The organism is Streptomyces sp. NBC_01003 (assembly GCF_045162695.1).
Classification (GTDB): Bacteria; Actinomycetota; Actinomycetes; order Streptomycetales; family Streptomycetaceae; genus Streptomyces.
In genome coordinates, this window is record NZ_CP108707.1 from 5,694,080 (window position 1) to 5,718,448 (window position 24,369).

A 24,369-nucleotide genomic window follows, 5' to 3' on the forward strand; every position below is an offset into this window, starting at 1 on the left:
CCAAAGATCCGACTCGGGGAGGACGCGGCGGCGAGGGGGCCGGTCCCGTGGTGGTACGCGGGCGGTGCGCCGGCCGCTACTCGGGTGCCGGGCCCGCCTCGGCGGCCGCGCGCTTGAGCGCCGCGTCGCGCCCCCGTACGTACCAGATACCGATGAGTCCGAGCCCGGCGCCGGCCAGGCAGGTCCAGATCCACCAGGTGTGACCGTGGTCGTCGAACCAGCCGTAGAACGGCAGCTGCACCAGGAAGAGGACGAACCACAGGATCGTGCCGCCCGTGATGGTGGCGACCACGGGCCCTTCAAGGGGCTCGGGTGCCTCGTGCTTGGGGGTCCACTTCTCCATGGGCACAGCTTACGAGGAGCACGAAACGACATCTTCAGTCACCCCGGAACCCTTATGGGTCAAGTGTCTACGCGCGGAGATAGCCATTTCTTGCTCATATGTTCATACTGAAACGGCCTGAGTCTGGCCACTTCTGTTCGTAGAAAACGCCAAACAGCACCCCCACCAGCACACCGATTCAGAGGTCATCCATGTCCAGCTCGGCCCCCGCACCGGTCGATCTCACCGAGCCGCCGTCGGCCCCCCAGAACGGCCTCGACCGCTTCTTCAGGATCTCCGAGCGGGGCTCGACGGTCAGCCGCGAGATCCGCGGCGGCTTCGCCACCTTCTTCGCGATGGCCTACATCATCGTGCTGAACCCGATCATTCTCGGCAGCGCGAAGGACATGTACGGGCACCAGCTCGACAACGGCCAGCTGGTCACCGCGACCGCGCTCGCCGCCGCCTTCACGACCCTGCTCATGGGCGTCATCGGCAACGTCCCGATCGCGCTCGCCGCCGGACTCGGCGTGAACACGGTCGTCGCCCTCCAGCTCGCGCCCCGCATGTCGTGGCCCGACGCGATGGGCATGGTCGTCCTCGCGGGCTTCGTCGTGATGCTCCTGGTGGCGACCGGCCTGCGCGAGCGCGTCATGAACGCCGTGCCGCTCGGCCTGCGCAAGGGCATCGCGATCGGTATCGGCCTGTTCATCATGCTGATCGGCCTGGTCGACTCGGGCTTCGTCTCCCGCATCCCGGACGCCGCGCACACCACGGTGCCGCTCCAGCTCGGCGCCGACGGTCACCTCAACGGCTGGCCCGTCCTCGTCTTCGTGCTCGGCGCGCTGCTCACCCTCGCCCTGATCGTGCGCAAGGTGCCGGGCGCCATCCTGATCTCCATCGTCGTCATGACACTCGTCGCGATGGTCATCGACGCCGTCGCCAACGTCCCGAGCTGGGGTCTGACGACGCCCAAGTGGCCCGGCAACCCGGTCGAGATGCCGGACTTCGGGCTGGTGGGCCAGGTCAGCCTGTTCGGCGGCTTCGACAAGGTCGGCATGCTGACCGGCATCCTCTTCGTCTTCACCGTGCTGCTGTCGTGCTTCTTCGACGCGATGGGCACGATCATGGGCGTCAGCGACGAGGCCAAGCTGACCGACAAGAGCGGTCAGATGCCCGGCATGAACAAGGTCCTCTTCATCGACGGCATCGCCGTCGCCGCGGGCGGCGCCTCGTCCTCGTCGGCCACCACCTGCTTCGTGGAGTCCACCGCCGGCGTCGGCGAGGGCGCACGCACCGGCTTCGCCAACGTGATCACCGGCGGTCTGTTCGCCGTCGCGCTGTTCCTCACGCCGATCGCCACGATGGTCCCGTCCCAGGCGGCCACGCCCGCGCTGCTCGCGGTCGGCTTCCTGATCCTGTCGGGCTCGATCGGTGCCATCGACTGGAGCGACTACACGATCGCCATCCCGGCCTTCTTGACGATGGTGATGATGCCGTTCACGTACTCGATCACCAACGGCATCGGGATCGGCTTCATCAGCTTCACCCTGCTGCGGGTCGCGGCGGGCCGCGCCCGTACGGTGCCGGTCGCGATGTACGTCGTCGCGGCGGTCTTCGCCTTCTACTACCTGATGCCGGCGCTGGGTCTGACCTGAGCGCCCTGAAGGGGCGCCAGGGGCGCGGGGAACTGCGCGACCAGCCACAGACGGCCCGCGGGCGGAGGGGTCACGCCGCCCCGTAGAACTTCTCTGTCTCCTCGACGGACGTCGCAAAGCGTTCGTCGAAGTCGTCTCGAATGAGCGTCCGGACCACATAGTCCTGGACGCTCATTCCTCTTTTGGCGGCGTGGGTCTTGAGCCGGTCGAGCAGCTCACCGTCTATCCGCAGGCTGAGCACTGTCGATCCCATGCGCAACAGGGTCGCGGGCCCCTGTCCGCCCGTGTGTCACTTTTCGTGGCCACATCACTCATACGGGTGACGGAGGGGGTCTCGGAGGATTCAGTGGGGGGAGTCACGGGAATCCGGTTGGTCTTTAGAGAGAGTAATGAGTTAAGCTAAGGACATGCCGGACCTCTCCCATGGTGACGACGCAGCCGCAGTGAACGCACTGCGCTCAGCGGTGATGCGCCTGTCGCGCCGACTCAAGCACCAGCGGGTCGACGAGTCGCTGAGCCCCACAGAAATGTCGGTGCTCGGCACCCTCGCCCGCTGCGGCAGCGCGACTCCGGGCGAACTCGCCCGCAAGGAGCACGTGCAGCCGCCGTCGATGACCCGCATCGTCGCGCTGCTCGAAGCCAAGGGGCTCGTCCGGCTGGAGCCGCATCCCGAGGACCGGCGACAGAAGGTCGTCACCTCCACCGAGCAGGCCGAGGCCATGCTCGAAGAGAGCCGCCGCAAGCGCAACGCGTGGCTGGCCTCGCTCGTGGAGAACCTGGACGAGGACGAGTGGGCCAAGATCCGCGCCGCCGCCCCCGTCCTGGAGAAGCTCGCCCACCTGTAAGGCCCTTCGGGGCGTACGTTGACCTGCCGTTCACGGCCGCCAAGGAGGCGAACCCGCATTGAGTACGGGATCCGGAGCAGACTCCGCCCCCGCACCAGCCGCCCTCGACACGACCGACCGCCCCCGCAAGAGCTCGATGTTCAGCTCGCTGAAGATCCGTAACTACCGGCTCTTCGCGACCGGGGCCGTCGTTTCCAACACCGGCACCTGGATGGCCCGCATCACCCAGGACTGGCTGGTGCTCAGCATCACCGGCTCCTCGGCCGCCGTCGGTATCACCACGGCCATGCAGTTCCTGCCGATGCTCCTGTTCGGCCTCTACGGCGGCGTCATCGCCGACCGTTTCGCCAAGCGGAACCTCCTGTTCGTCACCCAGGGCGCCATGAGCCTGTCCGGGCTCTTCCTCGCCGCGCTCACCCTCACGGGGAACGTCCAGGTCTGGCACGTCTACCTCGCGGCCTTCTTCACCGGCCTCGTCACCGTCGTCGACAACCCGACCCGCCAGTCCTTCGTCTCCGAGATGGTCGGCCCCGACCAGGTCCGCAACGCGGTCAGCCTGAACTCGGCGAACTTCCAGTCGGCACGCCTGATCGGTCCCGCGGTCGCGAGTGGACTCACCGCTGCCGTCGGTCCGGGCTGGGCGTTCCTCGCCAACGGCCTGTCCTTCCTCGCCCCGCTCACCAGCCTCTGCCTGATGCGCACCCGCGAACTTCACCACACCCCGCGCGCCCCGCGCGGCAAGGGCCAGCTCCGTGAGGGCCTCAACTACGTCTCCAAGCACCCCGAGCTGATCTGGCCGATCGTCCTCGTCGGCTTCGTCGGCACGTTCGGGTTCAACTTCCCGATCTGGCTGAGCGCCTACGCCGACGACGTCTTCCACGGCGGGGTCGGAATGTACGGCGTCTTCAACACGCTCATGGCCCTCGGCTCGCTGGCCGGCGCGTTGCTCGCCGCGCGGCGCCGCTCCACCCGGCTGCGCGTCCTCGCCGGAGCCGCGGTCGGCTTCGGTGTCCTGGAGGTCGTGGCCGCGTTCGCGCCCGACGTCTGGGTCTTCGCGCCGCTGATCGTGCTGCTCGGCATCCTCGGCCTCACGGTCAACGTGACCGCGAACTCGTCCGTCCAGATGGCGACCGACCCAGAGATGCGGGGCCGCGTCATGTCCCTGTTCATGATGGTGTTCACGGGCGGTACGCCGCTCGGCGGGCCCCTGTTCGGCTGGCTCGCCGACCAGTACGGGGTCCGGCTCAGCTTCGCCATCGGCGGCCTTGTGTGCGCCACGGCCGCGCTCGGCGTCGGACTGATGCTGGCCCGCGCCGCGAACCTGCGGCTCAAGCTCGACCTGCGCCGGGGACGGCAGCACGTCCAGTTCGTACCGCGCGAGCACCTGGCCACGGCGGCGTGAGCCGAGAGGCCTGACCGTCAGACGCGCCGGGCCAGGACCTGGCCCGGCGCGTGCCGTCGAGCGCGGTGAATGAACGATTAGGTGCGGGCGAAGCCGTTCGGCTCGTGGAACGCGACGCTTGCCGTCGTCGCCCGCTTGACGTCCTCTTCAGCCCGGAGGATGGAGATTCCGGTCCGTACCGCTGCGCGGTACCACCACGGGTTCCTGTTTCACTGGCCTCTGCCGACCGGTGAGGGTCGGTCTTACAGGGCCTCCGCAGGCCTGACTTCCCGCCCGTCCGGCGGTAGGTCCGACAACTCCGTTGTCGGACAAGGTGACGTTAGCAGCGCGGCTGCGACCCTTCGGGCCGCTACAAGCGGGATGCCCTTCACTCCCACCCTGAAGGGTGGATCACTGGACAAGAGTTCGGATCCATGGCGCCGTCGAACCGGCCGAGGATCACGGGAATGTCCCCGGTGCCGCCCTTTCTGATCTCTATGCGGGGACACTAACCCGGTGAGACTTTTCGCAGCGGTGCTTCCGCCGGACGAGGCGCTGGCCGAACTGGCGCTTGCCGCCGACCAGTTGAGGGACTCCGAGGGGGCCGAGGGACTGAGGTGGACCGGCCTCCCCGGCTGGCACTTCACGCTCGCCTTCTACGGGGAGGTGCCCGAGGAGACCGTGCCCGAACTGTCGCGCCGCCTGGAAAGGGCGGCGGCCCGCACCGCGCCCTTCCCGCTCGCCCTGCGCGGCGGCGGGCACTTCGGGGACCGGGCCCTGTGGGTGGGCGCGTCCGGTGACGTGGCGGCGCTGCGGCGCCTCGCCGAGCGGGCCGGGGCCGCGGCCCGCAAGGCCGGACTCGACACGGAGGACCACCGCCACTACCGGCCGCACCTCACGCTGGCCCGTGGCTCCGGCACCGTCCACCTCAAGCCGTACGCGGCCGCCCTCGACTCCTTCACCGGCGCGCAGTGGACGGTGGGTGAGCTGGCACTCGTCCGGAGCAGGCTGCCGAGGTCCGGGGTGCGCGGCGAGCAGCCCCGCTACGAGAAGGTCGGCGGCTGGCCGCTTTCGGCCACCGGTTAATCTCGAAGCGTGGACCCGAAGAGCCGTAACCGGATCATGGCCGTTGTGCTGGTACTGATGTTCGCCGTCGTCGCAGTGGCGGCCGCGGTCGGAAAGTGACCGCGGCCGCACCGCGCCGTACCCGCAGCCGCGCGGCTACCGGGCCACGCGAGACCCCGGCTCGACCGGGCGACCGCCTCCGGTGACGGCCCCGGGCTCGGGCTGTGCCGTCCCGGGGGGCGACCCCCGGACCCCAGGCCGTTCGCGGCGCGAGGCTCCCGCTCTACCAGGCGAACGCCTCCGGTGACGGCCCCGGGCCCGGGCTGTGCCGTCCCGGGGGGCGACCCCCGGACCCCAGGCCGTTCGCGGCGCGAGGCTCCCGCTCTACCAGGCAAAAGCCTCCGGTGACGGCCCCGGGCCCGGGAAGATCTCGTCCAGGCCCGTGAGGACCTCCTCGCTCAGTTCGAGCTCGACCGCGCGCAGCGCCGAGTCGAGCTGCTCCGAGGTGCGCGGGCCGACGATGGGACCGGTGACGCCGGGACGGGTCAGCAGCCAGGCCAGCGCCGCCTCGCCGGGGGCGAGGCCGTGCTTGTCGAGCAGGTCCTCGTAGGACTGGAGCTGGGCGCGCGTCTCCGGGTTCGCGAGCGCGTCCGCGGCCCGGCCGCTCGCGCGACGTCCGCCCTCGACCTCCTTCTTGACGACCCCGCCGAGCAGACCGCCGTGCAGCGGCGACCAGGGGATGACCCCGAGGCCGTACTCCTGCGCGGCCGGGATGACCTCCATCTCGGCGCGGCGCTCCGCGAGGTTGTAGAGGCACTGCTCGCTGACGAGGCCGAGGGTGCCGCGGGCGGCCGCCTTCTCGTTGGCCTGGGCGATCTTGTAGCCGGGGAAGTTCGACGATCCGGCGTAAAGGATCTTGCCCTGCTGGATCAGGACGTCGATGGCCTGCCAGATCTCCTCGAAGGGGGTCTCGCGGTCGACGTGGTGGAACTGGTAGATGTCGATGTAGTCCGTGCCCAGCCGCTTGAGGCTGGCCTCGACGGCGCGGCGGATGTTGACCGCGGAGAGCTTGTCGTGGTTGGGCCAGGGCGAATCGGTGCCCGCGCCGGCCATGTTGCCGTAGACCTTCGTGGCCAGGACCGTCTTGTCCCGCCGGTCGCCGCCCTGGGCGAACCAGCTGCCGATGATCTCCTCGGTACGGCCCTTGTTCTCGCCCCAGCCGTAGACGTTGGCGGTGTCGAAGTAGTTGATCCCCGAGGCCAGCGCCGTGTCCATGATCGCGTGGCTGTCGGCCTCGTCGGTCTGCGGGCCGAAGTTCATCGTGCCGAGAACGAGCCGGCTGACCTTGAGTCCTGTGCGTCCGAGCTGCGTGTACTTCATGAGTCCCAAGCCAACGGCGTGGAGTGGACTCTAGGCAAGGCCCCCGCGCGAGGCGCCCACCGGACCCCACGCCTGACGCATCGCCAGGGCGAACGTGTCCGCGAGCTTGCGCTCACCGCTCGCGTTCGGGTGCGTGCCGTCGTACGTGTCCTGGTGGATGTCGTACGACTCCGGCACCGACGCGAGGAGCAGGGGGGAGGGGCCCGAGTCGAGGTCGGCGACCGCCTTCGCGAGGAGCGTGTTGAAGTGCGCGACCTCCGCGGCGAACGGCGCGTCCGTCTCGGCGCGCACGTTCGGGATGACCGGCAGCAGGACCATCCGCACCCGCGGGTTCGCGGTGCGGGCCCCGGCGACGAAGCGGCGCACGTTCTGGGCGGTCTGCTCCGCGTTCGTGTAGAAGCCGAGGTCGATCAGGCCGAGCGAGATGAGCAGGACGTCGGTGCGGGCGAGCGCGACCGCCTCCTCGATGACGGGCGCCATGTGCAGCCAGCCCTCGCCCCAGCCCGCGAGATGGTTGCGCGGGAAGGCGGGGTCCGCGTCCGCGTAGTCGTGCGACACCGGGGCGTTCGCCGTCTTGTCGTGGAGCGTCTCGCGCGGCCCGGCGATCTCGAACGCGCCGTCGCCGTACGCGGCCCGCAGATGCTGCCACATCCGGTAGCGCCAGGTGAGTTCGCCCGCGCTGCCTATCGTCATCGAGTCGCCGACGAATGTGAACCTGAGCATCCGCTCATCATTGCGGATCAGGGGCGGGTGGAGTGTGTGACGCTGAGCACGCCCTGGCAAGCTGGGGGGCATGCGTTCGTTTCTGGGTGCGGCCGGAGCCGCCGTCGTTCTCGCGTTCGGTGCCACCGCTCCCGCCGTGGCGGACGACCCCGGCAGCGACGGGTTCACCATCAAGGACCCGCGGATCACCGAGTCCAGCGGCCTGGCCGCGTCCCGGCTCCACCCGGGCATCTACTGGACCCACAACGACAGCAGCGACGGCGCGTACCTGTACGCGGTCGACGGCAGGACCGGCGAAACCGTCGCCACCCTCACCCTGACCGGCGTCGGCGCCCCGCGCGACGTCGAGGCCGTCTCCATCGGCCCCGACAACAACCTCTACGTCGGCGACATCGGCGACAACCTCGGCGGCAAGTGGTCCCACGTGTGGATCTACAAGCTGCCGGAGCCGAAGGAACTGCGCGACCAGACGGTGCGGGCGACGCAGTTCACCGTCCAGTACGCGGACGGGCCCCGCAACGCCGAGGCGCTGATGGTGCATCCGAAGACCGGCCGCGTCTACATCGCCGAGAAGAACGAGGACGGCGGCGGCCTCTACGAAGGGCCCGAGAACCTGTCCGCGTCCGGCACGAACGTCTTCCGCCGCGTCTCCGGGATCGACCTGTGGGTGACGGACGGCGCGTTCTCACCCGACGGCGAGCACCTCGCCCTGCGCGGCTACTTCGGCGGGATCTCGTACGCCTGGAAGGACGGCAAGCCCGAGCGCGACGGGCAGTTGAACGTGCCGATGCAGCCGCAGGGCGAGTCCGTCACCTACACCGCCGACGGAAAGACGCTGCTCTACGGGAGCGAGGGCAAGGGCAGCTCGGTGGAGCCCGTGCAGGCCGCGGACGGGTCGGGCTCAGACTCGAAGTCGCCCTCGGAGGACGGCGATTCGGGCGACGGGCGCATCCACACGGGCCTCAGTGCGAGCGCGGTCGGGCTCATCGCCGTGGTGATCGCCGTGTTCGGGATCGGGCGGCTGCTGCGGCGGCCCAAGAAGTAGTCACTCCTCGAGGACCCGTACCTCGTAGTGCAGCGTCCTGTCCCGCTGCACCTTGTGCGCCAGCGGGACCGCGACGCCGTGCATCACCGGGTGCTTGTGGCGGAGCAGTTTCGCCGCGTGCCTCGCCTCCTCGCCACCCTCGTCGAGAAGCCGGACCCGGGCCTTGAACTCGGGGCCCGTGGGGGCGCCGCGCAGGGTGGAGGGGGCGATCTCCACCTCGGGGTCGCGGCGCAGACGCTTGACCTTCCACGCCTTGCCGTACGTGCGGAAGTACGCGTGGTCACCCTCGACGACGAGGTTCACGGGGGTGCCGACGCCCGTGCCGTCCTTCTTGTGGGACGTGAGCAGGACCGTGTACTGCTTGACCAGGGGTGCGAGCACTGGGCTCGTCGGTTCAGTCGTCATCCCTCCATAGAGGCACTCCGCGGGCCTCCTGTCACCCTTTACGCCTGACGCCGATGGGGCGCCCGGCGTAGTGCCGGGCGCCCCATCGACGTAGAACAGGTGTGACTAGAGCTTCTCGATCACGTAGTCGATGCACTTCGTCAGCGCCTCGACGTCCGCCGGGTCGATCGCCGGGAACATCGCGACGCGCAGCTGGTTGCGGCCCAGCTTGCGGTACGGCTCCGTGTCGACGATGCCGTTGGCGCGCAGCACCTTGGCGACCGCCGCCGCGTCGATCTCGTCCGAGAAGTCGATCGTGCCGATGACCTGCGAACGCTTCGCGGCGTCCGTGACGAACGGCGTCGCGTACTTCGAGTCCTCGGCCCAGCTGTACAGGCGCGTCGACGAGTCCTTGGTGCGGGCCGTCGTCCAGGCGAGACCGCCCTGGCTGTTCATCCACTCCAGCTGCTCACCGAGCAGGAACAGCGTCGCGAGCGCCGGGGTGTTGTACGTCTGGTTCTTGCGGGAGTTGTCGATCGCCGTCGGCAGCGAGAAGAACTCCGGGATGTGGCGGCCCGACGCGTGGATGCGCTCGGCGCGCTCCAGTGCGGCCGGCGAGAACGCCGCCAGCCACAGGCCGCCGTCCGACGCGAACGACTTCTGCGGGGCGAAGTAGTAGACGTCCGTCTCGGCGATGTCGACGGGCAGGCCGCCGGCGCCGGAGGTCGCGTCCACCAGGACGAGGGCGCCCTCGTCGGCACCGGCCACGCGCTTGATCGGGGCGGCGACACCGGTGGAGGTCTCGTTGTGCGTGAGGCCGTACACGTCGACGCCCGCCTCGGCCTGCGGCTCGGGGTGCGTGCCGGGCTCGGAGGCGATGACGGTCGGCTCGGCCAGCCACGGGGCCAGCTTCGAGGCCTTCGCGAACTTGGACGAGAACTCGCCGAAGTTCAGGTGCTGCGACTTGTTCTCGATCAGGCCGTGCGTCGCCACGTCCCAGAAGGCGGTGGAGCCGCCGTTGCCCAGGATCACCTCGTAGCCCTCGGGGAGCTGGAAGAGGTCCTTGACCCCTTCGCGCACCCGGCCGACCAGGTTCTTGACCGGGGCCTGGCGATGGGAGGTGCCGAGCAGGGACGTGCCGGTGGCGGCCAGGGCGTCCAGCGCCTCCGTGCGCACCTTGGAGGGGCCCGCGCCGAAACGTCCGTCGGCGGGCTTGATGTCAGCGGGAATCTGGATCTCAGCCACGGGGCGAGCCTAGCGGCTCGCGGGAGACTGGAATCACCGTGTCCGCCCGGTGAGACTCACGGTCCCGCCACGGGGCTCCGCCCCGGACCCCGCGCTCCTCAAATGCCGGAGGGGCTGGATATGCCCGTCCTGGACGGGTCGGCCCTCAGCCCAGAAGCCGTACCGGCAGCTCGAACAGGTCGTTCTGCGTCACTACCGGCTTGTGGCGCAGGGACGTGGGCGGGACGGCGAGGGTGAGGTGGGGAAAGCGGGCGTACAGCGCGGGCAGCGCCACCGCCGCCTCCAGGCGGGAGAGCGCCGCGCCCGGGCACACATGGGGGCCGTGGCCGAACGAGATGTGGCGGTTCGGGGACGTGCGTGTCACGTCGAACGCGCCCGCCGTCGGGCCGTGCGCCTGCTCGTCCCGGCCGATGGCCCCGTACGACACGATCAGCGCGTCGCCCTTCGCGATCACCTTGCCGCCGACCGGTACGTCCTCGGCGGCGAAGCGGATCAGGACGTGCGACGTCGGCGTGGAGTGGCGCAGCGTCTCCTCGACCACGGCCTCCCACGGGACGTCGCCGGAGAGGACCTGTGCGAGCTGTTCGGGGTGGGCGGACAGGTTCACCACGGCGTTGACGATCAGCGAGATCGTCGTCTCGTGGCCCGCCGCGACCATCAGCTGGAGCGTGGAGACGATCTCCTCGTCCGTGAGCCGGTCGCCGTCGTCGCCCGACGCCAGGATCAGGGCGCTCGTCAGGTCGTCGCCGGGCTCCGCGCGCCGGGAGGCGACCGTGGCGGCCATGATCCCGGCCAGCTCCGTCAGCGTCGCGACGACCTCCGCCGGCGGGGTCTGCGTGGAGAAGAACTTCTCGAACAGGACCTTGAGGCGGGGGAGCGCCGAGTCGTCGATGCCCATGAGGTCGGCGATCACGTACATGGGGAGGGGGTAGGCGAACGCGGCCTTGAGGTCGACGGTGGTGCCGTCCTCGGCCAGGGCGTCCAGGAGCTCCTCGGTGCGCAGCGCGATCCGGTCGCGCATCAGCTCCACCCGGCGGGGCGTGAGGGCCTGCGCCACGAGCGTGCGCAGCCGGCGGTGGTCCTCGCCGTCGACCGTCAGCATGGAACGGCCCGGGTTGGCGAGCCCGATCAGCGGCCAGTCGGCCGGGATCTCGCCGCGCCGCCACGCGCCCCACACCTCGATGTCCTTCACCAGGCGCCGGTCCGTGAGGAGTTGACGCGCCTCCGCGTGGTGCGTGACCGCCCATACCGGTACGCCGCCCGGCAGCTCGGCCTCGGCGAGGGGTCCCGCGGCGCGCAGCGCGGCGCTCTCGGCGTCCAGGTCGGTGACGAACGGGTCGAGGGCTATGCGGGGCATGGGAGTTGCTCCTGTCGTGGCGAACTGTTGTCGTTCCCGGGGGAGATGCATGCTGGGAGGCATGGCTGCCACCGTGGGAAACCAGGACCCGGAAGGTATCGCGAGGGCGTTGCGCGGCGTCGTGCGCGGGGAGGTCGACTTCTCCGCGGCCGCGCGGGCGCTGATGACCATGGACGCGTCCAACTACCGGAGAGTCCCCGTCGGGGTCGTGGCGCCGCGCGACGCCGACGACGTGGCGGCCGTGCTCACGGTCTGCCGGGAGCACGGGGTGCCGGTCGTGGCGCGCGGGGGCGGTACGTCGATCGCGGGGCAGGCGACCGGGACGGGCGTCGTCATGGACTTCACGCGGCACATGAACCGGATCGTGTCGGTCGACCCGGAAGCACGAACTGCCGTGGTGCAGCCGGGAGTTGTTCTCGACCGGTTGCAGGAAGCGGGCGCGCGGTACGGACTTCGGTTCGGGCCCGATCCGTCTACGCACAGTCGATGCACTGTGGGCGGGATGATCGGGAACAACTCGTGCGGGTCGCATTCGGTGGCCTATGGAACGACTGCTGACAATATCTGTTATCTGTCATCTGTCATCCGTCAATCCAACGGTGATTTTCGTCAGCGCACCCTGGGTCGGGGCTGGCAAGGCGCCCCCGACTCCCTCCGCCCGCTGATCGAGGGTGAGTTGGCGCTTCTGCGCACCGGCTTCCCCGACCTGCCGCGTCGTATCTCCGGGTACGCCGCCGACGCCCTGCTCCCCGAGAACGGTGTCGACCTCGCCCGTTTCCTCTGCGGCACCGAAGGCACCCTCGGCATCGTCACCGAGGCGACCGTCCGGCTCGTCGAAGCGCCACGCGCGCGTGCCCTCGCGGTGCTCGCCTACGCCGACGAGAGCGCCGCCGCCGAGGCCGCCGCGGGGCTCCTGCCGTACAGGCCGCTCACCGTTGAGGGCATGGCCGCCGACCTCGTACGGGAACAGGCCGGCCTGCCGAAGGGCGGCGCCTGGCTGTTCGTCGAGACCGGCGGCGACACCCCGGCACAGGCACGCGCGCGTGCCGGGGCGATCGTGCGGGCCGCGGCCGACGGCACGACGGACTCTCTGATCGTGGACGACCCCGCGGGCCAGCGCGCCCTGTGGCGCATCCGCGAGGACGCCTCCGGCACCGCCACCCGTATGCCCGACGGCACCGAGGCGTGGCCCGGCTGGGAGGACTGCGCGGTGCCGCCCGCCCGCCTCGGCCCGTATCTGCGGGACTTCAGGGGGCTCCTGGCGCAGCACGGCCTGCGCGGCACCCCGTACGGGCACTTCGGGGACGGCTGCATCCACGTACGCATCGACTTCGACCTGCTCAGCGAGACCGGGGTGCGGCGCTTTCGGCACTTCTCCGAAGATCTCGCCGAACTCGTCGTCGCGCACGGCGGATCGCTGTCCGGGGAGCACGGCGACGGGCAGGCCCGCGCCGAACTCCTGCCGAAGATGTACGGGCCCGAGCTGGTGGACCTCTTCGGGCGGATCAAGGACGCGTGGGATCCGGACGGTCTCCTCAACCCCGGCATTCTCGTACGCCCCGCCCGCCTCGACGAGAACCTGCGTTTCGCCGTCCTGCCGCGCGGTCCCGTCGACGTCGAGTTCGCCTACCCGCACGACGGCGGTGACTTCTCCGCCGCGGTACGCCGTTGTGTGGGTGTCGCCAAGTGCCGTACGGAATCCGCCCCATCGGGTGGTGTCATGTGCCCGTCCTTCCGGGTGACCGGCGAGGAGACGCACTCCACGCGCGGGCGCGCGCGCCTGCTGCACGAGATGCTCGCCGGCGAGGTGGTCACGGACGGATGGCAGTCCACGGAGGTACGGGACGCACTCGACCTGTGCCTGTCGTGCAAGGGGTGCCGCACGGACTGCCCGGTCGGCGTCGACATGGCCACGTACAAGGCGGAGTTCCTGCATCACCACTACGAAGGGCGCAGGCGGCCCGCGGCGCACTACTCCATGGGGTGGCTGCCGCGCTGGCTGCGGGCCGTGCACCACGCGCGCGTGGCGGGCGTCGTCAACACCCTCGCGCGCGTGGGGCCGTTGGCCGACCTCGGCAAGCGGCTCGGCGGGATCGCCTCGGAGCGGAAGATTCCGCGGGTCGCCCCCGAGACGTTCAGCGCGTGGTGGCGGCGGGATCTGCGGCGGCGGGTGCAGGTGGCCCGGCGGGGCGGGGCGGCGCGGTTCGGGGGCGACGGGCCCGAGGTGGTCCTGTGGCCGGACACGTTCACGGAGCATCTCGCGCCGCAGGTCGGGCGGGCCGCCGTGCGGGTACTCGACGAGGCGGGGCTCTCCGTGCTGCTGCCCCCGACGCGGGTCTTCGACTACAGGCCGGACGGGCTGGCGGCGGTCGCCGGGCTCCTTCCGTCGCGGCGCGGCCGCGTCTGCTGCGGCCTCACGTACGTCTCCACGGGCCAGCTCGACCGCGCCCGCGCCGTCCTGCGCCGCACCCTCGACCTGATGCGGCCGGTCATCGACTCCGGGCTGCCCGTCGTCGTCCTGGAGCCGAGCTGCGCCGCCGCGCTCCGCACCGATCTGCCGGAACTGCTGCCCGACGAACCCCGCGCCCGCCGCCTCGCCGACTCCGTACTGACATTTGCCGAGGCCCTGGAGCGGTTCGCCCCGCACTGGGACCCGCCCCGCGTAGACCGCCCCGCCGTCGGCCAGACCCACTGCCACCAGCACGCGGTCCTGGGTGACGCCGCCGAGCGGAGGCTGCGGGAAAGGGCCGGCCTGGAGGGCGAGTTGAGCGGGGGATGTTGCGGCCTCGCGGGCAACTTCGGCTTCGAGAAAGGGCATTACGACGTGTCGGCGGCCTGCGCGGAGGAACAGCTCCTGCCCGCCGTCCGTGCCGCCGACGACGGGGCCGTGGTCCTCGCGGACGGCTTCTCGTGCCGCACACAGCTGGAGCAGCTGGAGCGGGAAGGCGGCCGGCCGGGGAGACATCTGGCCGAGGTGCTCGCGGAGGCGTTGGGGTTCAGTTCGTAGGGCGCGCGCCGGCGGGCGGCATGGCCTGCGGGGTGAGTTCGTAGGGCGCGTTCCGCCGGGCGGCATGGCCTGCGGGGTGAGTTCGTAGGGCGCGTTCCGCTGGATGGCATGGCCTGCGGGGTGAGTTCGTAGGGCGCGTTCCGCTGGATGGCATGGCCTGCGGGGTGAGTTCGTAGGGCGCGTTCCGGCGGGCGGCATGACCTCCGGGTCACTCCGTAGGACGCGTTCCGCCGGACGGTACGACCTCGTGGGCGAGTTCCACCAGGTCCCGTACGGCGGGGTGACGCGGGCCGGCGTCGCGCCAGGCGAGTACGACGGGCAGGTCGGGGGCGTCGGTCAGCGGGACGTAGACGACGCCCGGGTGCGGGTGCATGCCGGGCGTGGCCGTCGTCGTGACGCCCACCGCGCGGTCGGCCGCGATGGCCGCGAGCCAGTCGTCCGTGTTCGCCACGGTGATCGTCGCGGTGGGCCGGGCGGCGGGCGGCCAGAGGTCGAGGGCGGTGGTGCCGGAGACGGTGTTCACGGCGATGGTGTGGCCGGAGAGGTCGGCGAGTGTGAGCGCGCGGCACGCGGCGAGGGGGCTGTCGGACGGTACGGCCGCGACCCGGCTCTCCGTGTGCAGGAGCTCGGTGACCAGGCCCGGCGCGTCCACGGGCCCGCGCAGCAGTGCCACGTCGACGGCGCCGCGGGTCAGTCCGGCCGTGCGGTCGTCGATGCGCAGGAGTTCGAGCGGCACGTCGGGGTGCCGCTCGCGCCAGCGCCGCAGCAGGGGCGTGGTGTACGGGCCCGCCGCCGACCAGGCGTGCCCGAGCCGCAGCGGGCGCCGCACGGCGCGGACGGAGTCCAGGGCGTCCTCGAACGCGGCGACGGCGGCCGCCGCGCTCTCCTGGAACGCGCGCCCTTCGGCGGTCAGGGCGAGGTGGTGGGTGGAGCGGTCGACGAGCCGTACGCCGAGCGCGTCCTCGAGGGTCGCGAGGGTGCGCGAGACGGCGGGCTGGGTGAGGCGGAGCCGGGCGGCGGCGCGTGTGACGTTGCCCTCCTCGGCGATGGCGAGGAAGCAGCGCAGATGGCGCAGCTCCAGCGAGTGGAGGGCATACGGACCGCTCATGTCTGCGGAGCATAACGGGAGCGCAGTCGGCATTTCACGGACCGCGCGCGGCGGTCTTAGCGTGGCAGGTGGGCTTGCGTCGCGCTGAACGTGCAGGCGGTGGCACGTCAGCCGTAAAACGTGTCCACGATCATGACGTGGTGTACTACCTTGGACGGTGGAGTCCACCCTATTGAACTGTGGGGGGTGGCGGTGAAAGGGAAGGCTCAGGCGTGAACGTCTCACGGACCGATCGGGCGGCGACCGGCGCCGACGCGGCGGTCGCCGCACTGGTGCAGCCGGAGGCCGCGGTGGCGCAGCCGGAGGTGGCGGGCGCTCCCGCCGCACCCGAGGGTGCCGCGCCGAACGGCTCCCGCTGGGGCGCGCTCGGCCCGGTCGGACTCGTGCTCGGCGGCTGTGTGTCGGTGCAGTTCGGCGCGGCCGTCGCGGTGTCGCTGATGCCGCGCGCCGGTGCGGTGGGCGTGGTCACCCTGCGCCTGGTGTTCGCCGCGATCGTGCTGCTCATCGTGTGCCGGCCGAAGCTGCGCGGTCACTCGCGCGCCGACTGGGGCACCGTCGTCGCCTTCGGCGTCGCCATGGGCGGCATGAACATGCTCTTCTATCAGGCGGCGGAGCGGATCCCCCTGGGCCCGGCCGTCACCCTGGAGGTGCTCGGCCCGCTCGCCCTGTCGGTCTTCGCCTCCCGCCGCCTGGTCAACGCGATCTGGGCCGGCCTCGCGCTCTGCGGCGTCTTCCTCCTCGGTGGGGGCGGCTTCGGCGGACTCGACCTGGTCGGCGCGGCCTTCGCCGTCTCGGCGGGCGGCATGTGGGCGGCATACATCATCTTCAGCGCCCGTACGGGGCGCAGGTTCCCGCAAGCGGACGGGCTCGCCCTCGCGATGGCGGTCGCGGCCGTGCTCTCCCTGCCGCTCGGCATCGCGGCGTCCGGCTCGAAGCTCGTCGTGCCGACGACGATGGCCCTCGGCGCGGCCGTCGCCGTCATGTCCTCGGTCCTCCCGTACACCCTCGAACTCCTCGCCCTGCGCCGCCTGCCCGCGTCCACCTTCGCGGTCATGATGAGCCTCGAACCGGCCATCGCCGCGCTCGCCGGATTCCTCATCCTCGACCAGGCCATGTCCGCCCTCGGCGCCCTGGCGATCGCCCTGGTCATCGCGGCCAGCATCGGCGCGGTGCGCACACAGGTGGGCCGGGGGAGGGCGAAGATGCCCGAGCCGGAGGCCAAGAAGGTGCCCGCGTCGGAGGACAGGGGAATGCCCGCGCCGGAGACCAAGTAGGCCGAGCGTCAGGTTGGTTGACGCGCGGGTGCGGCGGACGTCGGTGGAGGGCTGAGCAGAGCCCGCCGACGTCCGCCGCACCCGTTTTGCATCGCCTCCCCCTGGCCACTTTTCATACAAGCACGCTTGATTGTTTCTCCGGGCGCTGCCATGCTCCGGGGCACGCCGTCGTGCCCCGGAGGGGAGCGCATCGTGTCCGACCCGTTGGCCGTGCTCGAGGACCTGCGCAGTGAGAGCGCCGAACTCGACCGGATCGTCAGTGAGCTGAGCGAGGACCGATGGGCCCTCGCCACGCCAGCGCCCGGCTGGAGCGTGGCCCACCAGATCGCGCATCTGGCCTGGACCGACCACTCCGCCCTGCTCGCCGTCACGGACGCCGACGCGTTCGCCGCCCTCGTGCGGGACGCCGTCGCCGCGCCCGACGCCTTCGTCGACGCGGGGGCGGAGGAGGGCGCCGCGCTGCCGCCCGCCGAACTGCTCGCCCGCTGGCGCGCGGGCCGCGAGGAACTGCTCCGAGCCCTGGTCGCCGCCCCCGCAGGCACGCGTTTCCCCTGGTACGGGCCACCCATGTCGGCCGCCTCCATGGCGACGGGCCGCCTCATGGAGACCTGGGCCCACGGTCAGGACGTGGCCGATGCGCTGGGCGTCGAACGCAAGCCCGGCGACCGGCTGCGGCATGTGGCCCGCATCGGGATCCGGGCCCGCGACTTCGCCTTCACCGTACGCGGGCTGACTCCGCCCGCGGAGGAGTTCCGCGTCGAACTGACCGCCCCCTCCGGCGACCTGTGGACGTACGGGCCCGAGGGCGCGGCGCAGCGCGTGACGGGATCCGGGCTCGACTTCTGCCTGCTGGTGACGCAGCGGGCGCACCGCGACGACGTCGACGTACGGGCCGAAGGTGCCGACGCCGACCGGTGGCTGGACATCGCCCAGGCCTTCGCGGGACCGCCGGGACCGGGGCGTGAGGCGAAAGGGGCCGGGCGGTGACCGAGGACGTACTGCGCATAGGCAACGCCTCCGGCTTCTACGGCGACCGCTTCGACGCCCTGCGCGAGATGCTCGAAGACGGCCCCCTCGACGTCCTGACCGGCGACTACCTCGCCGAACTGACCATGCTCATCCTGGGCCGCGACCGCCTGAAGGACCCCGCGCGCGGCTACGCCCGCACGTTCCTGCGCCAGCTGGAGGAGACCCTCGGCCTGGCGCTCGACCGGGGCGTGCGGATCGTCGCGAACGCGGGCGGGCTCAACCCGGCCGGACTCGCCGACGCGGTACGGGAGTTGGCGGGGCGGCTCGGCCTCCACGCGCGCGTGGCGCACGTCGAGGGCGACGACCTCTCCCCGGGTGGGCGCTTCCCGGGCGCCCTCGCCGCCAACGCCTACCTCGGCGGCGCCGGGATCACCGCCTGTCTCGCCGCCGGCGCCGACATCGTGGTCACCGGCCGCGTCACCGACGCCGCCCTGGTCACCGGGCCCGCGGCCTGGCGCTTCGGGTGGGAGCAGGACGCGTACGACCGGCTCGCGGGGGCCGTCGTCGCCGGGCACATCCTGGAGTGCGGGACCCAGGCGACGGGCGGCAACTACTCCCGCTTCGCCGGGCGGGCCCGCGATCTGCGGCGCCCCGGCTTCCCCCTCGCCGAACTCCACGCGGACGGCTCCTGCGTCATCACCAAGCACCCCGGCACGGGCGGGCTCGTGACCGTGGGGACGGTGACGGAACAGCTCCTCTACGAGACCGGTGGCGCCCGGTACGCCGGGCCCGACGTGACGGCGAGGCTGGACACCGTACGGCTCACGCAGGAGGCCCCGGACCGCGTCCGTGTCGACGGCGTACGAGGCGAGGCCCCGCCCCCCACCCTCAAGGTCGGCCTCAACCGGCTCGGCGGCTTCCGTAACGAGGTCGTGTTCGTGCTGACCGGTCTCGACATCGAGGCCAAGGCGTCGCTCGTACGGGAGCAGATGGACGAGGCGTTCGATCGTGCCAAGTCCCGCCCTGCACACGTGACGTGGGAGCTGGCGCGCACGGATCGGGCGGACGCGGACACCGAGGAGACCGCGAGCGCGCTGCTGCGGCTCGTCGTCCGGGACGGCGACGCGGACGCGGTGGGCCGCACCCTCAGCAGCGCCGCGATCGAACTGGCACTCGGCAGCTACCCCGGCTTCCACGTGACGGCCCCGCCCGGGAAGGGCGCGCCGTACGGGGTGTTCGAGGCGGCGTACGTGGACCGGGGAGAGGTCGAGCAGGTCGCCGTACTGCCGGACGGCGAGCGGAAGTTGATCACGTACGGCGGCCCTGCACGCGCGCTGACGGACGTGGAAGAACCACCCCTGCCCGCGCCCCTGCCGCCCGGCCCCACCCGGCGCGCCCCCCTCGGCCTCGTCGCGGGCGCCCGCAGCGGCGACAAGGGCGGGGACGCGAATGTGGGGGTGTGGGTGAGCGGGAGCGGGGGCTTGGACGGCGACTGGGCCGGAGCCGGAGCCGGAGCCGGAGCCGGAGCCGGAGCCGGGGACGAAGCCGGAGCCGGGGGCGAAGCCGGAGCCGGGGACGGGGACGAGATCGGGGACGAGGCCTGGCGGTGGCTCGTGCATGAGATGACAGCTGACAGATTTCAGAATCTGATATCTGAAAGCCGTCATCTGACAGTTGTCCGGCACGTGCTGCCCAACCTCCGCGCCCTCAACTTCACCATCACCGGCCTCCTCGGCCAGGGCGTCGCCTCCCAGCACCGTTTCGACCCCCAGGCCAAGGGGCTCGGCGAGTGGCTGCGCTCCCGTCATCTGGACATACCGGAGGTGCTCCTATGACCGTTCTCGCCTCGGCTCTGGACGTCGGCGGTGCCGACTTCGCCGCTCACCGCGAGGCCATGATCGGCAAGCTCGACACGCTCGACGCCGAGCACGCCAAGGCGCTCGCGGGTGGCGGCGAGAAGTACGTCCAACGGCACCGTGAACGCGGCAAGTTGCTCGCCCGCGAACGTATCGAGCTGCTTCTCGACCCCGATACGCCCTTCCTCGAACTCTCCCCCCTCGCGGCCTGGGGCAGCGACTACGCCGTCGGCGCCTCCCTAGTCACCGGCATCGGCGTCGTCGAAGGCGTCGAGTGCCTGGTCACCGCGAACGATCCGACGGTGCGCGGCGGAGCCAGTAACCCCTGGTCACTGAAGAAGGCCCTGCGCGCCAACGAGATCGCGTTCGCCAACCGGCTGCCCTGCATCAGCCTCGTCGAGTCCGGCGGCGCCGATCTGCCCTCCCAGAAGGAGATCTTCATCCCGGGCGGCGGCATCTTCCGCGACATCACGCGCCTCTCGGCCGCCGGGATCCCCACCGTCGCCGTCGTCTTCGGCAACTCCACCGCCGGTGGTGCGTACATCCCCGGCATGTCCGACCACGTGATCATGGTCAAGGAACGGGCGAAGGTCTTCCTGGGCGGGCCGCCCCTGGTGAAGATGGCGACCGGCGAGGAGAGCGACGACGAGTCGCTCGGCGGCGCCGAGATGCACGCCCGTACCTCCGGGCTCGCCGACTACTTCGCGCTCGACGAGCGGGACGCGATCCGGCAGGCCCGCCGCGTCGTCGCCCGTCTCAACCACCGCAAGGCGTACGCGGATCCACAGCTCGTGGAGCCGCCCAAGTACGACAGCGACGAACTCCTCGGCATCGTGCCCGGCGACCTCAAGGTCCCCTTCGACCCGCGCGAGGTCATCGCCCGGATCGTGGACGGCTCCGACTTCGACGAGTTCAAGCCGCTGTACGGGTCGAGCCTGACAACCGGCTGGGCGTCCCTGCACGGCTATCCGGTCGGCATCCTCGCCAATGCGCAAGGGGTTCTCTTCAGCGAGGAGTCGCAGAAGGCCGCCCAGTTCATCCAGCTCGCCAACCAGCGCGACATCCCGCTCCTGTTCCTGCACAACACCACCGGCTACATGGTCGGCAAGGAGTACGAGCAGGGCGGCATCATCAAGCACGGCTCCATGATGATCAACGCCGTCAGCAACAGCCGCGTGCCGCACCTCTCGGTCCTCATGGGCGCCTCGTACGGGGCGGGTCACTACGGGATGTGCGGGCGGGCCTTCGATCCCCGCTTCCTCTTCGCCTGGCCGAGTGCCAAGTCGGCCGTGATGGGACCGCAGCAGCTCGCCGGTGTCCTGTCGATCGTGGCCCGCCAGTCCGCCGCCGCGAAGGGGCAGCCATACGACGACAAGGCTGCCGAGGCGGACGCGGCGCTGCGCGCGATGGTGGAGCAGCAGATCGAGTCCGAGTCCCTGCCGATGTTCCTTTCCGGGCGGCTGTACGACGACGGGGTCATCGACCCGCGCGACACCCGGACCGTGCTCGGCCTGTGCCTGTCCGCGATCCACACGGCGCCCGTGGAGGGCGCGCGCGGTGGATTCGGCGTGTTCCGGATGTGAGGCCCATGACCACGCGAATGATCACCTCTGTACTCGTCGCCAACCGCGGCGAGATCGCCTGCCGCGTCTTCCGTACCTGCGCCGAGCTGGGCATCCGGACCGTCGCCGTGTACTCGGATGCCGACGAGAACGCCCTCCACGCGCGCGTGGCCGATGCCGCCGTACGGCTTCCGGGGGCGTCGCCCGCCGAGACGTATCTGCGCGGCGACCTGATCGTGAAGGCCGCCCTGGCCGCGGGCGCGGACGCCGTGCACCCCGGCTACGGGTTCCTGTCCGAGAACGCCGGCTTCGCGCGCGCCGTCGCCGACGCGGGCCTGACCTGGATCGGTCCGCCGCCCGAGGCGATCGAGGCGATGGCGTCGAAGACGCGCGCCAAGGAGCTCATGGGCATCGAGCCCCTGAAGGCCGTCACGGACAAGGACCTGCCCGTCCTTGTGAAGGCAGCCGCAGGCGGCGGCGGGCGCGGCATGCGTGTCGTACGTGAACTGGGCGAGCTGGACACGCAGTTGGCTGCCGCCGGGGCCGAGGCGCTGAGCGCCTTCGGGGACGGTGAGGTGTTCGTCGAGCCGTACATCGAGGGCGGCCGGCACGTCGAGGTGCAGGTCATGGCCGACGCGCACGGCACCGTGTGGGCGCTGGGCACCCGCGACTGCTCGCTCCAGCGGCGGCATCAGAAGGTCATCGAGGAGGCGCCCGCACCCGGTCTCACGCCTGAACTCGAGGCGTCTCTGCGGGAGATGGCCGTGCGCGCCGCACGCGCCACCGACTACCGGGGCGCCGGAACCGTCGAGTTCCTCGTCGCCGACGGCACGGCGCACTTCCTGGAGATGAACACCCGCCTCCAGGTCGAACACCCCGTCACCGAGGCCGTGTTCGGTGTCGATCTCGTGGCGCTGCAACTACGCGTCGCCGAGGGCGAGCCCCTGGGTGAAGAGGCGCCCGTCGCGCGCGGACACTCGGTGGAGGCCCGTCTGTACGCGGAGGATCCGGCCGCCGGCTGGGCCCCGCAGACCGGCATGCTGCACCGGCTGTCCGTCCCGGAGGCCGTACGCCTGGACACCGGGTTCACCGACGGCGACCCGATCGGGGTGCACTACGACGCGATGCTCGCCAAGGTCGTCGCGCACGCGCCGACCCGCGCCGAGGCCCTGCGCAAGCTGGCGGGCGCCCTGGAGCGGGCCGTCGTGCACGGCCCGGTCACCAACAGGGAGCTGCTCGTACGGTCGCTGCGGCACCCGGAGTTCACCGCGGGCGGCGCGGACACCGGGTTCTACGACCGGCACCTGGCCGCGCTCACGGCGCCGGACCCGGACCCGTACGCGCCGCTCGCCGCGGCCCTCGCCGACGCGCACGGCCGCTCCCGGTTCGGCGGCTGGCGCAATGTGGCGTCGCAGCCGCAGGTCAAGCACTACCGCACCGAACCCGACGGGACCGAGCACGAGGTGCGCTACCGGCACACCCGCGACGGTCTGGCCGCGGACGGAGTGCGCGTCGTGCGCGCGACCCCGGCGCTCGTCGTGCTCGAAGCGGACGGCGTGGTGAGGAAGTTCGACGTCGCGGTCCATGGGGAGCGCGTGTATGTGAACGGCACCGCGCTCACCGCCCTGCCCCGCCTCCCCGAGCCCGTCGCGCGCCAGGAGCCGGGATCCCTGCTCGCGCCCATGCCCGGCACCGTCGTCCGGCTCGCCGAAGGGCTCGCCGAGGGCGTCACGGTCGCCGCGGGGCAGCCCCTCGTCTGGCTGGAGGCGATGAAGATGGAGCACCGCATCACCGCTCCCGCCTCCGGCACGCTCACCGCCCTGCACGCCGCGCCCGGCCGCCAGGTCGAGGTCGGCGCCCTGCTCGCCGTCGTACAGGAGGATCAGTCGTGAACGCTCCCGTCCTCGAATCCGAGGAGCATCAGGCCCTGCGCTCCGCCGTCGCCGCTCTCGGCAGCCGCTTCGGACGCGACTACATGACCCGCGTCGTCCGCGAGGAGGGCCACCCCGAGGAGCTGTGGGCGGAAGCCGCGAAGCTCGGCTACCTGGGCGTGAACCTGCCCGAGGAGCACGGCGGCGGGGGCGGCGGCATGTATGAACTGTCGCTGGTCCTTGAGGAGTTGGGCGCATCCGGTGCGCCCCTGCTGATGATGGTCGTGTCGCCCGCTATCTGCGGAACCGTCATCTCCCGCTTCGGGACGCCGGAGCAGAAGGCAGCCTGGCTGCCGGGGCTCGCCGACGGCAGCCGCACGATGGCGTTCGGGATCACCGAGCCCGACGCGGGCTCCAACTCGCACCGCATCACGACCACCGCCCGCCGCGACGGGGACAGCGGCGACTGGATCCTGTCCGGGCGCAAGGTGTTCGTGTCCGGCGTCGACATAGCCGATGCCACCCTCATCGTGGGCCGCACCGAGGACGCGCGTACGGGCAGCCTCAAGCCGTGTCTGTTCATCGTGCCGCGCGACGCCGAGGGCTTCGGGCGGCGGCAGATCGACATGGAACTCCAGGCGCCGGAGAAGCAGTTCGAGCTCGTCCTCGACGACGTACGGCTCCCGGCCGACGCGCTCGTCGGCGACGAGGACGCCGGCCTGCTCCAGCTGTTCGCGGGCCTCAACCCCGAGCGCATCATGACGGCCGCGTTCGCGATCGGCATGGGCCGTTTCGCGCTGGCCAGGGCCGTCGGGTACGCGAAGGAGCGCACCGTCTGGAAGTCGCCCATCGGCGCGCACCAGGCCATCGCACACCCGCTCGCGCAGGCCCACATCGAGCTGGAGACGGCCCGGCTGATGATGCAGAAGGCGGCCCATCTGTACGACGCGGGCGACGACATCGGGGCGGGGGAGGCCGCGAACATGGCCAAGTACGCGGCCGCGGAGGCCTGTGTGCGGGCCGTCGACCAGGCGGTGCACACGCTCGGCGGCAACGGCCTCACCCGCGAGTTCGGCCTCGCCTCGCTCATCACGGCGTCCCGGGTCGCCCGCATCGCTCCCGTGAGCCGGGAAATGATCCTCAACTACGTGTCCCACCAGACCCTGGGGCTGCCCAAGTCGTACTAGTGACCTGAGCCGCAGATTCGTGCCCCTGGGGGTGTCCGGCGGGTCATGGCCGGGCTCACCCCGTGGGGCGCCGTGAAGTACGTCATAGTCCCGTCGGCGGATCGTGCCGGTCTCTTCGGGGTTGTCGTCG

General features: G+C 71.3%; 20 protein-coding genes. 12 read left to right on the top strand and 8 right to left on the bottom strand.

Going from position 1 to position 24,369, the window contains the following annotated elements; all coding sequences use genetic code 11:
* Positions 1-76: 76 nt before the first annotated feature.
* Positions 77-343 (bottom strand): DUF2530 domain-containing protein, encoded by a 267-nt coding sequence (locus OG698_RS26165; RefSeq protein ID WP_356274069.1) that lies wholly within the window; start codon positions 341-343, stop codon positions 77-79.
* 191 nt (positions 344-534) lie between these two features.
* On the opposite strand from OG698_RS26165, the gene OG698_RS26170 reads away from it, so the two are divergent.
* Complete coding sequence (locus OG698_RS26170; protein ID WP_406105802.1) at positions 535-1,980, top strand: NCS2 family permease; 1,446 nt, start codon at positions 535-537, stop codon at positions 1,978-1,980.
* Positions 1,981-2,050: 70 nt separating this feature from the next.
* Here OG698_RS26170 and OG698_RS26175 read toward each other — a convergent pair whose 3' ends face one another.
* Positions 2,051-2,233, bottom strand: coding sequence for a ribbon-helix-helix protein, CopG family (locus OG698_RS26175; protein WP_383086450.1), 183 nt, complete (start codon positions 2,231-2,233; stop codon positions 2,051-2,053).
* A gap of 154 nt (positions 2,234-2,387) precedes the next feature.
* On the opposite strand from OG698_RS26175, the gene OG698_RS26180 reads away from it, so the two are divergent.
* From OG698_RS26180 to thpR, 3 genes are all read left to right on the top strand, one after another.
* Positions 2,388-2,825 (top strand): MarR family winged helix-turn-helix transcriptional regulator, encoded by a 438-nt coding sequence (locus tag OG698_RS26180; protein ID WP_100595753.1) that lies wholly within the window; start codon positions 2,388-2,390, stop codon positions 2,823-2,825.
* 58 nt (positions 2,826-2,883) lie between these two features.
* Positions 2,884-4,227, top strand: coding sequence for an MFS transporter (locus OG698_RS26185; RefSeq protein WP_399975021.1), 1,344 nt, complete (start codon positions 2,884-2,886; stop codon positions 4,225-4,227).
* Positions 4,228-4,722: 495 nt separating this feature from the next.
* Positions 4,723-5,292 (top strand): RNA 2',3'-cyclic phosphodiesterase, encoded by a 570-nt coding sequence (gene thpR / locus OG698_RS26190; RefSeq protein ID WP_406105803.1) that lies wholly within the window; start codon positions 4,723-4,725, stop codon positions 5,290-5,292.
* Between the two features lie 363 nt (positions 5,293-5,655).
* On the opposite strand, the gene OG698_RS26195 is transcribed toward thpR, so the two are convergent.
* Together OG698_RS26195 and OG698_RS26200 are read right to left on the bottom strand one after the other, a co-directional pair.
* The gene (locus OG698_RS26195; RefSeq protein ID WP_406105805.1) at positions 5,656-6,651 is read right to left on the bottom strand and encodes an aldo/keto reductase; all 996 of its coding nucleotides are present in this window, start codon (positions 6,649-6,651) and stop codon (positions 5,656-5,658) included.
* A gap of 30 nt (positions 6,652-6,681) precedes the next feature.
* Entirely contained in the window at positions 6,682-7,446 is a 765-nt protein-coding gene (locus OG698_RS26200) for a GDSL-type esterase/lipase family protein (protein ID WP_406105807.1), read from the bottom strand.
* Here OG698_RS26200 and OG698_RS26205 point away from each other — a divergent pair.
* The gene (locus OG698_RS26205; RefSeq protein WP_406105809.1) at positions 7,445-8,419 is read left to right on the top strand and encodes a WD40 repeat domain-containing protein; all 975 of its coding nucleotides are present in this window, start codon (positions 7,445-7,447) and stop codon (positions 8,417-8,419) included. The genes OG698_RS26200 and OG698_RS26205 overlap by 2 nt on opposite strands.
* Here the strand turns inward: OG698_RS26205 and OG698_RS26210 are convergent, their stop codons facing one another.
* The 3 genes from OG698_RS26210 to OG698_RS26220 form a co-directional block, all read right to left on the bottom strand.
* Positions 8,420-8,824: a PPOX class F420-dependent oxidoreductase gene (locus OG698_RS26210; RefSeq protein WP_406105811.1), complete on the bottom strand. Its 405-nt coding sequence runs from the start codon at positions 8,822-8,824 to the stop codon at positions 8,420-8,422. It abuts the gene before it with no gap.
* 105 nt (positions 8,825-8,929) lie between these two features.
* Positions 8,930-10,048 (bottom strand): phosphoserine transaminase, encoded by a 1,119-nt coding sequence (gene serC / locus OG698_RS26215; RefSeq protein WP_100595761.1) that lies wholly within the window; start codon positions 10,046-10,048, stop codon positions 8,930-8,932.
* A gap of 145 nt (positions 10,049-10,193) precedes the next feature.
* Positions 10,194-11,405 carry a cytochrome P450 gene (locus OG698_RS26220; protein ID WP_406105813.1) on the bottom strand — a complete coding sequence of 404 codons (1,212 nt, stop codon included), beginning with the start codon at positions 11,403-11,405 and terminating at the stop codon, positions 10,194-10,196.
* A 61-nt stretch (positions 11,406-11,466) separates the two neighbouring features.
* On the opposite strand from OG698_RS26220, the gene OG698_RS26225 reads away from it, so the two are divergent.
* Positions 11,467-14,412, top strand: coding sequence for an FAD-binding and (Fe-S)-binding domain-containing protein (locus OG698_RS26225; RefSeq protein WP_406105814.1), 2,946 nt, complete (start codon positions 11,467-11,469; stop codon positions 14,410-14,412).
* Positions 14,413-14,620: 208 nt separating this feature from the next.
* Here OG698_RS26225 and OG698_RS26230 read toward each other — a convergent pair whose 3' ends face one another.
* On the bottom strand, positions 14,621-15,553 hold the full coding sequence (locus OG698_RS26230; RefSeq protein WP_406105815.1) for a LysR family transcriptional regulator: 933 nt from the start codon (positions 15,551-15,553) through the stop codon (positions 14,621-14,623).
* A gap of 272 nt (positions 15,554-15,825) precedes the next feature.
* On the opposite strand from OG698_RS26230, the gene OG698_RS26235 reads away from it, so the two are divergent.
* The 6 genes from OG698_RS26235 to OG698_RS26260 all read left to right on the top strand — a co-directional run bounded on the left by OG698_RS26235 (position 15,826) and on the right by OG698_RS26260 (position 24,239).
* On the top strand, positions 15,826-16,794 hold the full coding sequence (locus OG698_RS26235; protein WP_406111288.1) for an EamA family transporter: 969 nt from the start codon (positions 15,826-15,828) through the stop codon (positions 16,792-16,794).
* 192 nt (positions 16,795-16,986) lie between these two features.
* Positions 16,987-17,781 carry a TIGR03084 family metal-binding protein gene (locus OG698_RS26240; RefSeq protein WP_406105817.1) on the top strand — a complete coding sequence of 265 codons (795 nt, stop codon included), beginning with the start codon at positions 16,987-16,989 and terminating at the stop codon, positions 17,779-17,781.
* Positions 17,778-19,598 (top strand): acyclic terpene utilization AtuA family protein, encoded by a 1,821-nt coding sequence (locus tag OG698_RS26245; RefSeq protein WP_406105819.1) that lies wholly within the window; start codon positions 17,778-17,780, stop codon positions 19,596-19,598. Before OG698_RS26240 ends, OG698_RS26245 begins: the two co-directional genes overlap by 4 nt.
* A complete protein-coding gene (locus OG698_RS26250) occupies positions 19,595-21,202 on the top strand; it encodes an acyl-CoA carboxylase subunit beta (RefSeq protein ID WP_406105820.1) in 1,608 nt (535 codons plus the stop codon). The genes OG698_RS26245 and OG698_RS26250 overlap by 4 nt, the downstream gene beginning before the upstream one ends.
* 17 nt (positions 21,203-21,219) lie before the next feature.
* Positions 21,220-23,073, top strand: coding sequence for an acetyl/propionyl/methylcrotonyl-CoA carboxylase subunit alpha (locus tag OG698_RS26255; RefSeq protein ID WP_406111290.1), 1,854 nt, complete (start codon positions 21,220-21,222; stop codon positions 23,071-23,073).
* Positions 23,070-24,239 (top strand): acyl-CoA dehydrogenase family protein, encoded by a 1,170-nt coding sequence (locus tag OG698_RS26260; protein WP_100595768.1) that lies wholly within the window; start codon positions 23,070-23,072, stop codon positions 24,237-24,239. Before OG698_RS26255 ends, OG698_RS26260 begins: the two co-directional genes overlap by 4 nt.
* Positions 24,240-24,369 lie beyond the last annotated feature (130 nt).